The organism is Vibrio sp. 2433-A1, assembly GCF_056726085.1.
The window spans coordinates 73,643-88,877 of the sequence record NZ_JBRESC010000016.1 but is presented as its reverse complement, the minus strand read 5'-3'; the positions used below and the strand labels follow the sequence as shown (position 1 = coordinate 88,877).

The window sequence follows — 15,235 nt, the reverse complement described above, 5'->3', positions numbered from 1 at the left end:
TATCAGCCATGAAAGGTTAAATGGAGCAATATGCTCATTTCATCCTCTCGAAAGTTGGATTTTGCGCTACTGTTTATATGAGCAGAGGGATTGTTAAGGCATAGGATGCAACTGGTTAAAGTCAATCAAGGCATGCAGGTCGTTGTATATATTGCGTATATAGGTGCAGTAGGCATTACTTCGCATGGACTCATTTCACAGCCTCATCCGTGGGTCTACGCATACTACTTGTTTCCTGCCTTTCTTCTAATGGCTTTGATCGTCACATCTGATTCTTTAAAGCATATCTTTGCTTTCTCTGCCACTGTGATGTTTATTTTTGGTGGCTTGGTCCAATCATTTCCGCTTGAGGCAATTAAAGAGTGTCTATTTCTACTGCCTTTCTGCTACATCGTGCTCTTCCCTGGTACGTTGTGGCCTATCGCAGTGTGTGCAGCCCTGATCAATGGTTACTTGTATCAGTTGTCCGTAGAAGATTTTGCTGCATTTATTGACACCTCTTTAGAGCTTACCGCCATTACGCTGTTTGCCACTCTGATGACTTACTACTACGTTAAGACCAAGCAACAGGCAGCGGAATTTAAGGCCAAAAGCCAGACTGACTATCTGACCAAATTGCCGAATATGAATGCTTACAAAGAGGATATCGAACAGGTTAATGAATCGAATGCAATCCACTTTGGATTGATTCATATTGGGTTGGTTGGCTTTAAGAACGTCAATGATAGGTTGGGCTATAGGTATGGTGATGAATTATTAGTGGCCTTTGCCCTGCATATACGCGACGTCATCGGGACCGATGGCACGATTTATCGTTTAGGAGGGGATGAGTTTCTCGTATTGGTTGAGAGCGATAATCTAACTGAAAAGTTAGAGGATTTGGTGTTTAGTCTCAATAAGAATCAAAGGTTCATGTACCGCGTTGACGATACTTCACATCGGCTTAGCTTTTGTATGGGTATAGCGCTTGCAGAAGATGCGTCTGGTAATAATGAAGTATGGGAAAAGAACGCCGATTTTGCCTTATTCAAGGCTCGCTCAGATCAGGAACATAATATTTGCTGGTTCAATGACGAGTTACTTGGTGAAACAATTCGTCAGCATCAAATAGAAACAGAAATTAAATCGGCACTCAAAAGTGAGCAATTTGTGCTGATGTTTCAGCCGAAAGTGTCCGTGGGTTCCGCTCAAGTCATGGGAGCGGAAGCGTTACTGCGTTGGAATCATCCGCAGTTAGGCATGGTTCCGCCCGTTGAGTTTATTCCAATAGCTGAAAAGACTACCCAAATTGTCCCTGTCGGACACTGGATCATTTACGAGGCTTGCCGCCAGGCGAAGATGTTCAATGATGCAGGAACGCCTGTGTGTATTGCAGTCAATGTGTCAACGGTTCAGTTTGCTCATGCGGATCTGTTTGATGTAGTGGTCAAAGCGTTAAAAGAGATCAAGTTGCCCTCACATTTACTACAGCTAGAAATTACGGAATCGACATTGATGAGCGATCATGAGCACATCACTGATATCTGTCGACAGCTGCGGGCGATTGGTGTCTCTATTGCGATTGATGATTTCGGTGTTGAGTACTCAAGTCTCAAATACCTTAAGCAATTACCGGTGGATATTATTAAGATCGATAAGTGCTTTGTAGATGAATGTGCAACCAGTCATTCGGATCGGATTCTGATTCGAACCATCATTCAAATGGGTCACAGTTTAGGCATCAAACTGGTGGCGGAAGGGGTCGAGGCTCAAGAGCAGTTAGATGTTCTCGCGGAGGAGCAGTGTGACCAGTATCAGGGGTACTTGTTTTCTCAGCCATTATCTCGTGATGAGTTTTTCTCGATGTTGAAACAGCAAGAGGTGAGTACACCCGTTGTTATTAGAAAGTGAGCCATTATCGCAAATAATAGCAGTAAAAAGCCGCATCATGCGGCTTTTTGGAGCAGGGTCTAGATTGATTGATGTGTTAGATAGTGATGCATAAATTCAGTCACTTTCACCATATCTTCAACCGCAATGAACTCCTCAGTCGTGTGGACCTTAGTCATTCCCGTTGAGATATTCACCGTTGTCAGGCCTTTAGCATTAAAGTTGTTTGCGTCACTGCCACCACCTGTTCCTTTGGTATAAGGGCTTGCGCCAATCGCTTCAAACGAATTCTTAACTGCTTGAATATGTGGGTGATTATCATCGATTACAAAGGCGTTGTAGGCACGAGTTGATTTTATCTCTACTTGTGCACCATGCTTGTCTGCTGCCGCTTGGAATGTTGTGATCATATGTTCAACTTGCGCCGTCAGTTTTTCATCGTTCAATGAACGCGCTTCAGCAACGACTTTTAATTCAGGCATAACGATGTTAGTTGCGCAGCCGCCTTCGACGATACCGATGTTCGCTGTGGTTTCTTCATCGATACGTAGCAAGTTCATTTGGCTGATTGCCTCAGCCGCGACTTGAATAGCGCTGATGCCTTCTTCTGGTGCAAGCCCCGCATGAGCAGGTTTGCCGATGTACTTAGCGATGATCTTTTGCTGACCAGGGGCTGCATTGACGATAGTACCAATTGGGCCGCCTGTATCTAGTACAATCGCTTTGTCAGACTGAATGAATGACATATCGAAGTGTTGAGAGCCAAACAGTCCACCTTCTTCGTGAACCGTAAATGCAATCTCAATCGTTTTATGGTCGGTGTTTTGTTCTTGGATAATACGTACTGCTTCCATGATCGCTGCAATACCGGACTTATCGTCACCACCAAGAATTGTATTGCCTTTTGAACGGATGATGCCGTCTTCGATGACTGGCTCAATACCTTTACCTGGAGTAACGGTATCCATATGACAGCTCAGTACGATGCTTTCATTCAATTTGCCTTCTAGACGAGCGTAGATGTTAAAGCCGTTAGAGATCTCTTGTGGTACAGGCAACTTGTGGACAGTGAAGCCAAGTTCCCCAAGCTGCTCAGAGAGTGTCTCAGCGATCAGTTTTTCATCACGTGATTCACTGTCGATTTGGATCAGTTGGCAAAAATGGTTGATTAAGCGTTCACGGTTTATTTGAGTCATTGTAATACCTTGTATGGGAACAGAGACATTACCTTATCGCTGTGGCATGAGACAAAGCCTGCGTTAAATCAATTAATCGGCCGCTCAATGTAAATTTTCAGTAAATTCTACTCAGGCGAAGTACTTAAGCGAGTCAGTGCCGTTTGCATAGCCTTCAAATACTGCCTAGTGCGTGACAATGAACATGTTCATAGAGAAGTACGATATATAAGAATGTAAATAAAATGTTACCCCTTGTTTTAATATAAATATTTGATTTTTATGTGCATGCTTTGTGTTTAACAATCTGTTTACACTTTTTTGGGACTGGTCAGGAGATTGTAAACTACGGGCAAAGGGTTCAATTATTAGCCGATGTGATCCAAGTTATTGAGAGAAACACGGAGTTAACCAATAACGAGGGATCAGAAATGAACGAAGCGTACAACCCACTAGGTACCGATGGCTTTGAATTTGTCGAATACACTGCGGCAGACCAAGAGGGCATTGAGAAGTTAAAAAACTTGTTTAACTCTCTAGGGTTTGCAGAAGTCGCGAAGCACCGTTCAAAGGAAGCGTGGTTATATCGCCAAGGTGATGTGAACTTTATTGTCAACGCACAGCCTCACAGCCAGGCGCATGGATTTGCTAAGGTACATGGCCCGTCTGTTTGTGGCATGGCTTTTCGTGTTGCGGATTCAGCTGTAGCAATGAAGCAAGCATTAGATAATGGCGGTAAAGAGTACGTGACGGAAATTGGCCCAATGGAGCTGAGCATTCCAGCGATTTACGGTATCGGTGAAAGCCTGCTTTATTTTGTCGATCGTTACCAAGACAGCAGCATTTATGAAATCGATTTCCGTTTCTATGATGATGCCAAAGAGCGTCTAGCGAAAATGGATGTGGGCCTGTATGAAATCGACCATCTGACTCACAACGTAAAACAAGGCAACATGGACGTGTGGTCTGGTTTCTATGAACGTATAGGTAACTTCCGTGAAATTCGTTACTTTGATATCGAAGGTAAGCTAACGGGTCTAGTCAGCCGAGCCATGACCGCGCCATGCGGAAAAATCCGTATCCCAATTAATGAATCTTCAGACGATAAGTCGCAAATCGAAGAGTTCATTCGCGAATACAATGGTGAAGGCATCCAACATATCGCCTTAACCACAAATAACATTTATCAAACAGTTCAGACTCTACGCGACCGCGGTATGGACTTCATGCCGACACCAGATACTTATTATGAAAAAGTGGATGACCGCGTACAAGGTCATGGCGAAGATGTGGCGAAATTGCGTGATCTGCGAATCCTGATTGATGGCGCGCCAATGAAAGATGGCATCTTACTGCAGATCTTCACACAAACCGTTATTGGCCCTGTGTTCTTCGAAATCATTCAGCGCAAAGGCAATGAAGGATTTGGTGAAGGTAATTTTAAAGCCTTATTTGAATCCATCGAAGAAGATCAAATCCGCCGAGGGGTACTCGATGATGCATAAATGGATTACATTCCCTCACCGGGAGGGAGTGTGCTCTAAGCAAGCACATGCGGACTTCCCGGAAGAAGCTATTTACGAGCGTGAGGCTGGGCGAAGTGGCTTTTTTGGCCCTGCTGCACACTTCCATCACCAACACGCACCGACGGGCTGGAGTGAGTGGGAAGGGGAGTTAAAACCTCGCGCGTTCGATTTCAATGATGTCGAAATGGCAACCCAGACTTCACCTTGGTTAGTGCCTCACTTACTGCACAATGCCAACTGTAAAGTCAGAGTGTGGAAGTTTGATAAAGAGATGAGCCACTTGGTACGTAATGCTGACGGAGACGAACTGCTGTTTATCCATCAGGGTAAAGCCGATCTGTTTTGTGATTATGGCCATTTAGAAGTGACCGAAGGGGATTATGTGATGATCCCTCGTTCGACAACATGGCGTATTGAACCCCATGAGCCAATGTTTGTTCTGATGATTGAAAACACCGATGCTGCGTACACTTTGCCTGACAAGGGAATGGTCGGCAATCATGCCATATTCGATCCAGCGGTATTAGATGTGCCAAAGATTGATGAGGCATTTAAGGCACAATACTTAGAGCAATCGACGCAGGTTCACATTAAGCGCCATGACGATGTGAGCGTCGTGACTTACCCGTTTAACCCATTGGATGCAATTGGCTGGCATGGCGACCTTGCTGTGGTGCGTGTCAACTGGCGTGATATCAGGCCGTTAATGTCTCATCGCTACCACTTACCTCCGTCAGCGCACACGACGTTTGTCGGTCAAGGTTTTGTGGTGTGCACCTTTGTGCCTCGACCAATTGAAAGCGATCCAGGTGCGTTAAAAGTACCTTTCTATCACAGTAATGATGATTACGACGAGGTGTTGTTCTATCACGCAGGTGACTTCTTCAGCCGCGACAATATCGAAGCGGGCATGGTCACATTCCATCCGGCGGGATTTGCTCACGGTCCTCATCCAAAGGCGTTCAAAGCGGGACAAGAATACAAGAAAAAGTTTACCGATGAAGTGGCCGTGATGATTGATACTCGTCATGCACTTGAGTTTAGTGATGAAGCAAAACAAGTAGAAAATCAGCAATATATCTACAGTTGGCAGGAAAAGTAACGCGAGGATAAAGTATGAAGTTAGCTAGCTTGAAAAGTGAAAGCCGCGATGGCTTGTTGGTCGTTGTCAGTAAAGATCTTGCTAAATGCGTTGCTGTTCCTGAAGTGGCTCAGACGATGCAATATGCATTGGATAACTGGGACAATGTTGAACCACAGTTAAGCGAAGTGTATGTGGCGCTTAATAACGGCGAATTGACCCAAGAGATGGCCTTTGATCAGACCTTGTGCGAATCGCCATTGCCACGCGCTTATCAATGGGCGGATGGTTCCGCTTACGTCAACCATGTTGAGTTGGTCAGAAAAGCGCGCGGTGCTGAGATGCCGCCAAGTTTTTGGACGGACCCTTTGATGTACCAAGGTGGCTCTGACGCCTTTATCGCCCCGAGAGATGATATCCCAGTTGTTAGTGAAGAGTGGGGGATTGATTTTGAAGGTGAGGTCGCAGTAGTCACAGGCGATGTTCCTATGGGAGTATCGGTTGAAGGGGCTGCCAAATTGATTCGATTACTGATGCTTGTCAATGACGTTTCATTGCGTGGTTTAATTCCTAATGAGTTAGGTAAAGGATTTGGTTTTTTCCAATCAAAACCCTCTTCAGTCTTCTCTCCAGTGGCAGTTACGCCGGATGAATTAGGTGCTGACTGGGACGGCGGGAAGGTGAATCTGCCACTGCTGAGCTTCTATAACAATCAACCTTTCGGCTGCCCGAATGCGGGCGTTGATATGACTTTTGAGTTTCCAGAGCTTATCGCGCATGCCGCCAAATCTCGACCGCTGTCTGCTGGAGCGATTATTGGCTCAGGCACGGTATCGAATAAGCAGGGCACCGAATATGGCACGGCAATCTCTGAAGGCGGTGTGGGCTACTCCTGCATTGCGGAAGTGCGCATGATTGAAACCATCCGTGATGGCTCGCCATCGACGTCATTTATGAAGTTCGGCGATCGAATCAAGATGGAGATGGTCGATAAAAATGGTGAGTCGATTTTCGGTTCAATCGATCAGCAGGTGGTGAAGTATGCATGATCGTATTCTTTATGGTTACTGGCGCTCATCGGCGGCTTATCGAGTACGTATTGCACTGAATTTGAAAGGGCTGGATTATGATCAGCGCTCTGTTCATTTGGTCAATAATGGTGGAGAGCAACACTCCACCGAATTTAAGCGTCTAAACCCCAATCAACTAGTGCCAGTCTTAATGGACAATGGCTTAGTACTTAACCAGTCATTGGCAATTATCGATTATCTCGACGAAACCTATCGCGACGCTCTGCTGATTCCAAAAAGTGGCGAGGCTCGCTACCTGATTAAAGCAATGGCGCAAGATATCGCGGTTGACGTTCACCCCTTAAACAACTTACGGGTTCTGCAATATTTGAGTCATGAACTGAATATTGATGAGGGAGAGAAAAGAGCCTGGTATAAGCACTGGATTGCCCGCGGTTTTGAAGCACTAGAGCAACGTATCTCAGTTACACGAGGTCAGTACTGCGTAGGCAACGAGATCTCGCTGGTGGATGTCTGCTTAGTCCCACAAATGTACAATGCGCAGCGTTTTGGAGTGGATTTGACGAACTATCCTAATTTAGTTGATGTGACAACGTCACTAGGAAAGGTGCGGGCATTTATTCAAGCAGCACCGGAACAACAACCTGATGCGGTGTAATTCACACATCCGATAAGAATAAGACCGGCATGAGGGGCTGTCATTGTGGCTAATGCTAGAAAGCAAAAAGGCCACTCAATGGCGGCCCTTATATCTTCTTGGAGAAGCGAACAACTTAGCATAAAGCGTTAGGATTACGCTCTCTTTGTTGTAGCTCGGCAATGTTAAACTGACGTACGTCTAATGTCGCTAAATCATTGCACTCTTGGCATGAGTGGTGGCACAAACCATCAACATACTCATGCTTGGCAAGCATACTTGGTTTTTTACACCAGTCACAGATGCCTTCGATCGTAAACATAATACTCTCCTCACCTTTATAATTTAGGTGTTATTTTCGCGGCAAATTATGGCATAGGGAACATAGGTTGGTTAAGCTTTTGTTATCTTTAATGGGAGGGGGATCGATTGCGCTGCCCAGTATTGCAAGGCTTGTCGTATTTATACCACTTACTGAGATGCATTCTGTAACTATTTATTAATAGTTTTAAGGATTAGTTTTAACGCTTGGTTTAAACGTTTCATTTCTGCATCACTGCCTTTCAAATCCGGATGGTAGATTTTAGACAATTGCTTGTAACGGGCTTTTACCTGCTTTTCATCGGGAATTGCGTTCGGACTATAACCAAATAACGCGCAGGCGAGGCTGAGTGGTTTGTCTTTAGAGTTAGAATCTGCACTATGTGCTTTAGGTGCTGTTGCCTGTAGTTTTTTGATATGGCGGTAGAGTGTCTCTAACTGGCGCTTTTGCTGCTTTACTAGTTCATTTTTTCGTTTTAGCTCTCGCTCTAGCTTAACCTGTTTTCGCTTAGCTTCATCGTCGAGTTCGGTTGATGAGAGTGAAAGACGCTGATTGCGGTGAAATAGCCAACCGATAATGAGTACGCTTGTGCCGAGCAGAGCAACAACTCCATATAACGTCATATTCTGCGCATCTTGGCTGTTGGCTACCGACTGCGCTTTCGGACTCACTTCAATATCAGTCGTATCAAAGGCCACTTCAAGCTGATCAATAGCCGCGACCTGTTTTGCTCGACGTGCATTGAATTGCGCTTCCAATACACGCGCGTAGTCTTCTTCTGCTTGCGGATCAGTACGCGAGGCTTGTTGGTACCATAACTCAGCGAGATCGAGAGCATTAGGACCCTGCTTAAGCTCTTCGTATAGTTTTCCAAGTGACTTAGCGGCATCTGAACTGCCGTTACTTGCCGCATGGCTTAGCCAGAAAATAGCGTTTTCAGTGTCTGCTTTGGTTCCATCACCCATCAAGTAGGCTTGTCCCAAGGCAGCGGCTGCATTACTGTCGCCATTTTTTGCCGCTTGTTGGTACCAATAGAACGCTTCTGATTGCGATTGTTCGACTTGCTCACCCGTCAAATACCGGTTGGCCAGTTCTAGCTGGGCTTGGACGTTTTGGTTTTGCGCACTTTGGATAAGCTCTTCGATTGATTGCGCTAGGCATGAAGAGGATAGAAATAATAAAAGTAGGGAGAGTGTACGCAAAAGTGACCTCGAAAACGGCTTAAACCAGCTTAACTATTGGTTAAGTATATCAATTAGTACGCAGAGATAGAGCAAGATGAGTGAAAATTGTGTAACCAAGGCTAAATTGGCTTGCGAAGAAGCCAATTATAATTCGCCGTACTGTTACGCTGTTATTTATTTAAGCGGTAGGATTTGGATATCTACTCGACGGTTACATGCACGACCTGTTGTGGTGTCGTTAGTGCATAGTGGGTAACGCTCACCATTACCACGAGCTACAGCGCGACCAGCCGCTACACCTTGAGACACTAGGTATGAACGTACAGATTCAGCACGGCGCTCAGATAGCACTTGGTTCGTTGTATCGCTACCTGTGCTGTCTGTGTGACCATCAATCACTAGGCTAGTATCTGGGTATTCAACTAGGATGCGTGCAACACCACGTAGAGTGTTGTGGATGCTTGGGTCAAGCGCGTAAGAGCTCGAATGGAAGCCGATGCCATTTTCTAGGCGAAGCAGTAGTTGGTTTTCACCAACGCGTTCTACTTGAACGCCTGAGTCTAGCAGCTCCTTACGAAGTGCTGCTTCTTGCTGGTCAAAGTAGTAACCTACGCCGCCACCAATAGCTGCGCCGCCTGCTGCACCAATTAATGCGTGCTTGCGACGTTCATTAGCGTCATCACCCGTAGCTAGGCCAACTGCAGCACCCGCTAGAGCGCCAAACAATGCGCCTTTCGTTGCTGAGTTAGTTTCTGATTCACCAGTGGTCGCGTTTTGGCGTTGAGTGGCTTGACAGCCAGTAAGTGCGATTGCGACAGCCAATGCGAGTGTTAATTTTTTCACGATTACGTCTCCGTGTATTATGCTAGCTTCCCGTAATACATACGGGTTTTCGATCGACAGAGAATAAACCTTATGATATTCGTTATGTCAAATCGAAAAAGCATAATTTGAAACAATATGACAATTGGCGGTATTTTTTGGTTCTATCTGAGCATCTTCGGCGCTTGTGCACCATTGATTGGGCGGCTGACTGAAACAGTGCGACCTTTCTTTAAACCGACTTCATAGTCATCAGTCAGGTTTTTCATCGCTTCTCTTAGCTGCTGCTTAAAGGTCTCACGATCAATGTTTTTGAACTCTTTATCGATGTAATCATCAATTTTCTTTGCTGAGTCTTCGTCAGGGCTGATGATAGGGAGCTTTTCAAGCGCGCCTTCAACCCAGCCAGACAGAAATGAGTTCACACGTCGGGTAACTTCAGCATTAGACGTGCCAGAGCCCGCAAAGCCGTTGCGGAACTTACCTGTTTGCTCGTTCATTTCGCGGTAAATGATATCGAACGCAAAGGCGGCAAAGATTGCTCGGTCTGCTTCACCGATAAACTCGACACGCTTTAACCCTTTGTGATTCAGCAGTACCGCTTCAACACCAAATTTAGTGTTAATACCTCGAATGATTCGGAGGATATTGGAACCGACGTTAGCAGGGAGTAGGTGCGTCGATTGAGTTTTGCCCATCTTGATAAACTCGATATCGTCTTTATCTAGGCCGTATTTCAGCATTAGACGATGAGCCATTTTAATCGCATTTGCTGCTTCGTTTACGTTGGCTGAGTTACCAAGCTCTAAACATTTTGCAATTTTTTTAAGGGCTTTCTGTTTATCCATTGACCGGAACAAATCTCATTAATTTTGCGAAGTCGGCCATTTTAACGTGTTATGAGCAAAAACGGAAATAATCCAATGGAAGAACAGTGGATGTCAGATGAGATCAAAGCAATGGTAGCGACAGGGTACAGTAACGAATACAAGCGGGTGGTATGTGCCGTTTTTCATAGCAAATAGGTTATAAACACCAACAACGCGCCACCACCCAAATGTGGTAGCGCAATCTAAAGGTGACGGACAAGCAACGAGTTAGATACCTAGCTCATCAAGTAAGTCGTTTGCATTGGCACCACTCGCCGATTCAGACTTTATCTCTTTATTCGATTTCATTTTTTGCTGAGCTTTTTCTAGAATAGTATCTGGGCACTCGTCTTCAGCCGACTCAAACTCTTCTAACTGAATAAACTCAGTTTTATCCATCGCAAGCTCTAAATAGAAAATGTTGCCTTGGTCGGTAGAAAAGGTCACACGACGAGCTTGTGGACGATCAAGGTTTGTATCAACCGAGAGGTTCACCTGTTTATTCAGGGCGAGCATTTTCGGTTGGTTTTGCGTGATGTGCGTGTGTAGGTCTTTACGAACTTGATTGGTAAAGTTACCCACTAATTGGTTCATCAACTCCCCAAGTACATCCGCAACCTCATCAGAGGTGTGTAGGACAGCAAGCTCTTCTTCAGGCATGCCCATATTGCGCATGTAGTTTCTGTAAACTTCTAGAGCCGCTTTAGAGGTGAAGTTAATAACTACTAGACCTGAGAAGCCACCATCGAAAAGTACAAAACAACCGAAGTCAGGTTTCAAACTTGTCTTGGTGATTTTTTGCACCATGGCTGAGTACGTAATTTGCGAGCTTGTAGCAGAGCTCAATACACCAGAAACGGACTTGCATAGCTTTAATAGAATATCTTCTGTGGTGACAACTTTATTTTTTTTCATTGATGATTCGCTCATAGAAACACTTTAAATTGTTTTTATTCATTTTAAGTGTGGGAAAAAAATGCGATAAGTTCCATTGTCGCACTGCATTTCTGTTTTGATCACCCTTTTAAATGTTGTAAAGTGACGAGATTCAAATAATAGTTCAAATTATAACGAACCCAGTGCTGATTGGATCAGTGTCGTAGGGAGCAGGAAGCCAATGTTACCAAGATTACATTCTCAGTCGGATGTGGATCCGATTGTACTCACTTTTCTAAAGGAACTCGAAGCCGATGGCTTTACAGGCGATATTGAAAGTCAGTTTTCCAGTCGTCTAGCGGTTGCTACTGATAACAGTGTTTATCAGCAATTACCTCAAGCTGTAGTGCACCCAAAAACAACCCAAGACGTGGTGTTAATAGGCAAGCTGAGCAACGATTCCAAATATGAACGCGTTACCTTTTCTCCTCGCGGGGGCGGGACTGGAACTAATGGTCAATCTTTGACCAAGGGTATTGTGGTTGATTTGTCGCGTCATATGAATAAAGTCCTTGAAATCAATGAGGATGAAGGCTGGGTTCGTGTTCAAACTGGCGTGGTCAAAGATCAGCTTAATGATGCAGTTCGCCCTTACGGATACTTTTTCGCTCCCGACCTATCAACCAGTAACCGTGCGACACTTGGCGGTATGATCAACACCGACGCATCGGGTCAAGGTTCTTTAAAGTACGGTAAAACCTCTGATCATGTTCTTTCTTTGCAAGCGGTCTTTGCTGATGGTTCGTCTCTTGAATCAGATTTATCTCGCGGGATGCCGGAAGAGGGCGAGTATGCGTTTAATGCGTACCATACGACAGAAAAAGTGTGCCGCGATAAGCGCGCTCAGATTGACGAAAAATTTCCACCACTTAATCGCTTCCTAACTGGCTATGACTTAAAAAACGCGTTAGACGTAGAACAAGATCAATTTGATCTTACTCGCGTGCTGTGTGGCGCTGAAGGCTCTTTGGCCTTTATCACCGAAGCTAAGCTTAATCTTACCCCGATCCCGAAAGCGCGCACCTTGGTGAACGTTAAGTACAACAGTTTTGAATCGGCTCTACGTAACGCACCTTTTATGGTCGAAGCAAACGCACTGTCGGTCGAAACGGTTGACTCAAAAGTATTGAATTTAGCTAAGCAAGATATTGTTTGGCATACCGTCAGCGATTTACTTACCGATGTTCCCGGAAAAGATATGCAGGGCATCAACATGGTTGAGTTCGCCGGGCAAGATGAGCAAGAAGTCAGTGCTCAAGTTGAAGCATTGAGTTTGCGTCTTGATGCCATGATGGAGAGCAATGAAGCGGGCATTATTGGCTATCAAGTGTGTAGCGATGTGGCGAGTATAGGTCGTATCTACAACATGCGTAAAAAGGCCGTGGGTTTGCTTGGCGCAGCAAAAGGGCGAGCAAAGCCTGTTGCCTTTGCAGAAGATACCTGTGTGCCGCCTGAGAACTTAGCCGATTTTATTGTTGAGTTTAGAGAGTTACTTGATGCTAAATCGCTCAACTACGGTATGTTTGGCCACGTCGATGCGGGTGTCTTGCACGTTCGTCCGGCGCTAGACTTATGCGACCCGAAACAAGAATCTTTGATGCATGAGCTTTCGGATGATGTGGTCAAGCTGGTGGCTAAATATGGCGGTTTGATGTGGGGCGAGCATGGTAAAGGCTTCCGCTCAGAGTATGGTCCTGAGTTCTTTGGTGAAGAGCTGTTTACTGAGCTTCGTCGAGTCAAGTCTGCATTTGACCCGCACAATAAGATGAATCCGGGTAAGATCTGTACGCCGCTGGAAAGTAACCATGAACTGGTCAAAGTGACCGATACCAAACGTGGCTACTATGATCGCCAAATCGACGTACAAGTACGTGATAGCTTCAAGCAAGCGATGGAGTGTAACGGCAACGGCTTATGTTTTAACTACGATACCTCGTCGCCAATGTGTCCGTCGATGAAAGTGACCGCGGATAGAAGACATTCGCCAAAAGGGCGCGCAGGCATGGTGCGTGAGTGGCTCCGTCAACTTACCGATCAAGGCATTGATATTCTCGACCTAGAAAAGCAGTCCTTGCAAGAGAGCGCTTCAATCAAGAGCATGATAGATCGCGTTCGTAATAGTTTAAATAAGCGTCATGAGTATGACTTTTCTCATGAAGTATATGAAGCGATGAATGGCTGTTTAGCTTGTAAAGCGTGTGCGAGCCAATGTCCGATTAAAGTCGATGTACCAAGTTTCCGTTCACGCTTTTTAAATATCTACTACTCACGTTACCAGCGTCCAGCTAAAGACTACTTAGTGGCGAACATTGAAAGTATGCTACCGATATTAGCCAAAGCGCCTAAGCTGGTTAATGGAGCGTTAAAGCAGCAATGGGTTCAAGACATCACCGCTAAGTCGGTTGGCTATGTGGATTCGCCGCTGCTTTCTATTCCTACCTTGAGCAAACGACTTACAGGGCTTAAAGCGTTTGATCTTCAAGCGCTAGCGGCGTTATCAAAGGAAGACAAAGCGAATCACGTTGTGATCGTTCAAGACCCATTTACGAGTTACTACGACGCTCAAGTAGTCGAAGATTTTGCTACGTTAGTGAGTAAGTTGGGTAAGACACCGGTATTACTACCGTTTAAGCCAAATGGTAAAGCTCAGCATGTGAAAGGTTTCCTTAAGAAATTTGCCGACAATGCGAAAAATACCGCGGCGTTCTTGCAACAAGTAGCGGACGTCAATATTCCTTTAGTGGGTGTCGATCCTGCTTTAGTGCTTTGTTATCGAGATGAGTACCAAGAGGTGCTACAAGAAAAACGTGGTGACTTCCAAGTCCTAACGGTGCACGAATGGCTAGAGCCGAAGTTAGCCGAGTTTGAACAGCAAGCACCTAATGGTGATGAGCCTTGGTACTTGTTTGCCCACTGTACAGAAAAGACCAAGATGCCAAACGCTGAGAAAGAGTGGGGAGCGATCTTTGCCCACTTTGGCGCTCGGTTAGATACCATTCCGGTCGGATGTTGTGGCATGGCGGGTACGTTTGGCCATGAAGTTGATAAGCTGCAAATGTCGAAGGATATTTATGCCCTAAGCTGGAAGCCAAGGTTGCAAGACTTACCGAAAGAGCGTTGCCTTGTGACGGGCTATTCTTGTCGAAGCCAAGTGAAGCGCTTTGAGCAGGAAAAGGTTCAGCATCCGCTACAAGCATTACTGAAGATAGTATAAATCTGAATAGCTCAGCCTTCGTGGTTGAGCTATTTTTATAGGTAACTCAATTATAGGGAATGTACATGGATGTATTAGAGAGAAAGATCCCGCCTGTAGCTTTGTTTATCTTATTTGTAGTTGCCATCAATCACATCAGCCATGAGTTTGTTCGTTTTAAGGTAAATTTGCCGCTGAGCTTAGCGGTGTTTTTAGTCTGCTTTGTTTTGGCGGGCTTTGTCGGTATCGCCGGCGTGTATGAGTTCAGACGAGCTCATACGACGGTTAACCCGGTAAAAGTAGATACGGCTTCTACTGTGGTGGATAGTGGCATTTTCGCCTACACACGTAATCCAATGTATCTCGGTCTGTTTCTGCTTCTATTCGGTTTTGCTTATTGGCAACAAAACCTCATATCAATCGCGTTTTCCTTCACTTTTGTACTGTATATGAATCGTTTCCAAATCCGACCTGAAGAGCGTGCTTTGGAGTCTCTGTTTGGCGCATCATATATTGATTACAAACAAAGGGTTAGACGTTGGATTTAGCGTCGCCTATTTGGCCCGTAATGGAAAAGCCCTGCTGATATT

Annotated in this window: 13 protein-coding genes; 7 read left to right on the top strand and 6 right to left on the bottom strand. The window is 45.2% G+C overall.

What is annotated here, in order from left to right; all coding sequences use genetic code 11:
* Positions 1 to 105: 105 nt before the first annotated feature.
* Entirely contained in the window at positions 106 to 1,890 is a 1,785-nt protein-coding gene (locus ACU01J_RS16135; protein ID WP_481086646.1) for a putative bifunctional diguanylate cyclase/phosphodiesterase, read from the top strand.
* Between the two features lie 59 nt (positions 1,891 to 1,949).
* On the opposite strand, the gene ACU01J_RS16130 is transcribed toward ACU01J_RS16135, so the two are convergent.
* The gene (locus tag ACU01J_RS16130; RefSeq protein WP_481086645.1) at positions 1,950 to 3,065 is read right to left on the bottom strand and encodes a M20/M25/M40 family metallo-hydrolase; all 1,116 of its coding nucleotides are present in this window, start codon (positions 3,063 to 3,065) and stop codon (positions 1,950 to 1,952) included.
* 410 nt (positions 3,066 to 3,475) lie between these two features.
* Between ACU01J_RS16130 and hppD the strand changes: the two genes are divergently transcribed.
* Genes hppD through maiA form a run of 4 tightly spaced genes read left to right on the top strand, consistent with a single transcriptional unit; the run spans position 3,476 to position 7,340 of the window.
* Positions 3,476 to 4,549, top strand: a complete 1,074-nt coding sequence (gene hppD / locus ACU01J_RS16125) for a 4-hydroxyphenylpyruvate dioxygenase (protein WP_481086644.1) — start codon at positions 3,476 to 3,478, stop codon at positions 4,547 to 4,549.
* Entirely contained in the window at positions 4,542 to 5,672 is a 1,131-nt protein-coding gene (locus tag ACU01J_RS16120; protein WP_481086668.1) for a homogentisate 1,2-dioxygenase, read from the top strand. The genes hppD and ACU01J_RS16120 overlap by 8 nt, the downstream gene beginning before the upstream one ends.
* 14 nt (positions 5,673 to 5,686) lie before the next feature.
* The gene (locus ACU01J_RS16115; protein ID WP_481086643.1) at positions 5,687 to 6,700 is read left to right on the top strand and encodes a fumarylacetoacetate hydrolase family protein; all 1,014 of its coding nucleotides are present in this window, start codon (positions 5,687 to 5,689) and stop codon (positions 6,698 to 6,700) included.
* Positions 6,693 to 7,340 (top strand): maleylacetoacetate isomerase, encoded by a 648-nt coding sequence (maiA, locus tag ACU01J_RS16110; protein ID WP_481086642.1) that lies wholly within the window; start codon positions 6,693 to 6,695, stop codon positions 7,338 to 7,340. Before ACU01J_RS16115 ends, maiA begins: the two co-directional genes overlap by 8 nt.
* Positions 7,341 to 7,455: 115 nt before the next feature.
* Here maiA and ACU01J_RS16105 read toward each other — a convergent pair whose 3' ends face one another.
* From ACU01J_RS16105 to ACU01J_RS16085, 5 genes are all read right to left on the bottom strand, one after another.
* Complete coding sequence (locus ACU01J_RS16105) at positions 7,456 to 7,641, bottom strand: hypothetical protein (RefSeq protein WP_481086641.1); 186 nt, start codon at positions 7,639 to 7,641, stop codon at positions 7,456 to 7,458.
* Between the two features lie 170 nt (positions 7,642 to 7,811).
* Entirely contained in the window at positions 7,812 to 8,843 is a 1,032-nt protein-coding gene (locus ACU01J_RS16100; RefSeq protein ID WP_481086640.1) for a tetratricopeptide repeat protein, read from the bottom strand.
* Between the two features lie 156 nt (positions 8,844 to 8,999).
* Positions 9,000 to 9,668, bottom strand: a complete 669-nt coding sequence (locus tag ACU01J_RS16095) for a YiaD family glycine zipper/OmpA-like lipoprotein (protein ID WP_481086639.1) — start codon at positions 9,666 to 9,668, stop codon at positions 9,000 to 9,002.
* A gap of 143 nt (positions 9,669 to 9,811) precedes the next feature.
* Complete coding sequence (locus tag ACU01J_RS16090; RefSeq protein WP_053441542.1) at positions 9,812 to 10,495, bottom strand: DUF2786 domain-containing protein; 684 nt, start codon at positions 10,493 to 10,495, stop codon at positions 9,812 to 9,814.
* Positions 10,496 to 10,744: 249 nt separating this feature from the next.
* The gene (locus ACU01J_RS16085) at positions 10,745 to 11,431 is read right to left on the bottom strand and encodes a DUF3334 family protein (protein WP_481086638.1); all 687 of its coding nucleotides are present in this window, start codon (positions 11,429 to 11,431) and stop codon (positions 10,745 to 10,747) included.
* A 202-nt stretch (positions 11,432 to 11,633) separates the two neighbouring features.
* Between ACU01J_RS16085 and ydiJ the strand changes: the two genes are divergently transcribed.
* A complete protein-coding gene (ydiJ, locus tag ACU01J_RS16080) occupies positions 11,634 to 14,666 on the top strand; it encodes a D-2-hydroxyglutarate dehydrogenase YdiJ (protein WP_481086637.1) in 3,033 nt (1,010 codons plus the stop codon).
* Positions 14,667 to 14,731: 65 nt separating this feature from the next.
* Positions 14,732 to 15,193, top strand: a complete 462-nt coding sequence (locus ACU01J_RS16075) for a methyltransferase family protein (RefSeq protein ID WP_481086636.1) — start codon at positions 14,732 to 14,734, stop codon at positions 15,191 to 15,193.
* Positions 15,194 to 15,235: the final 42 nt, after the last annotated feature.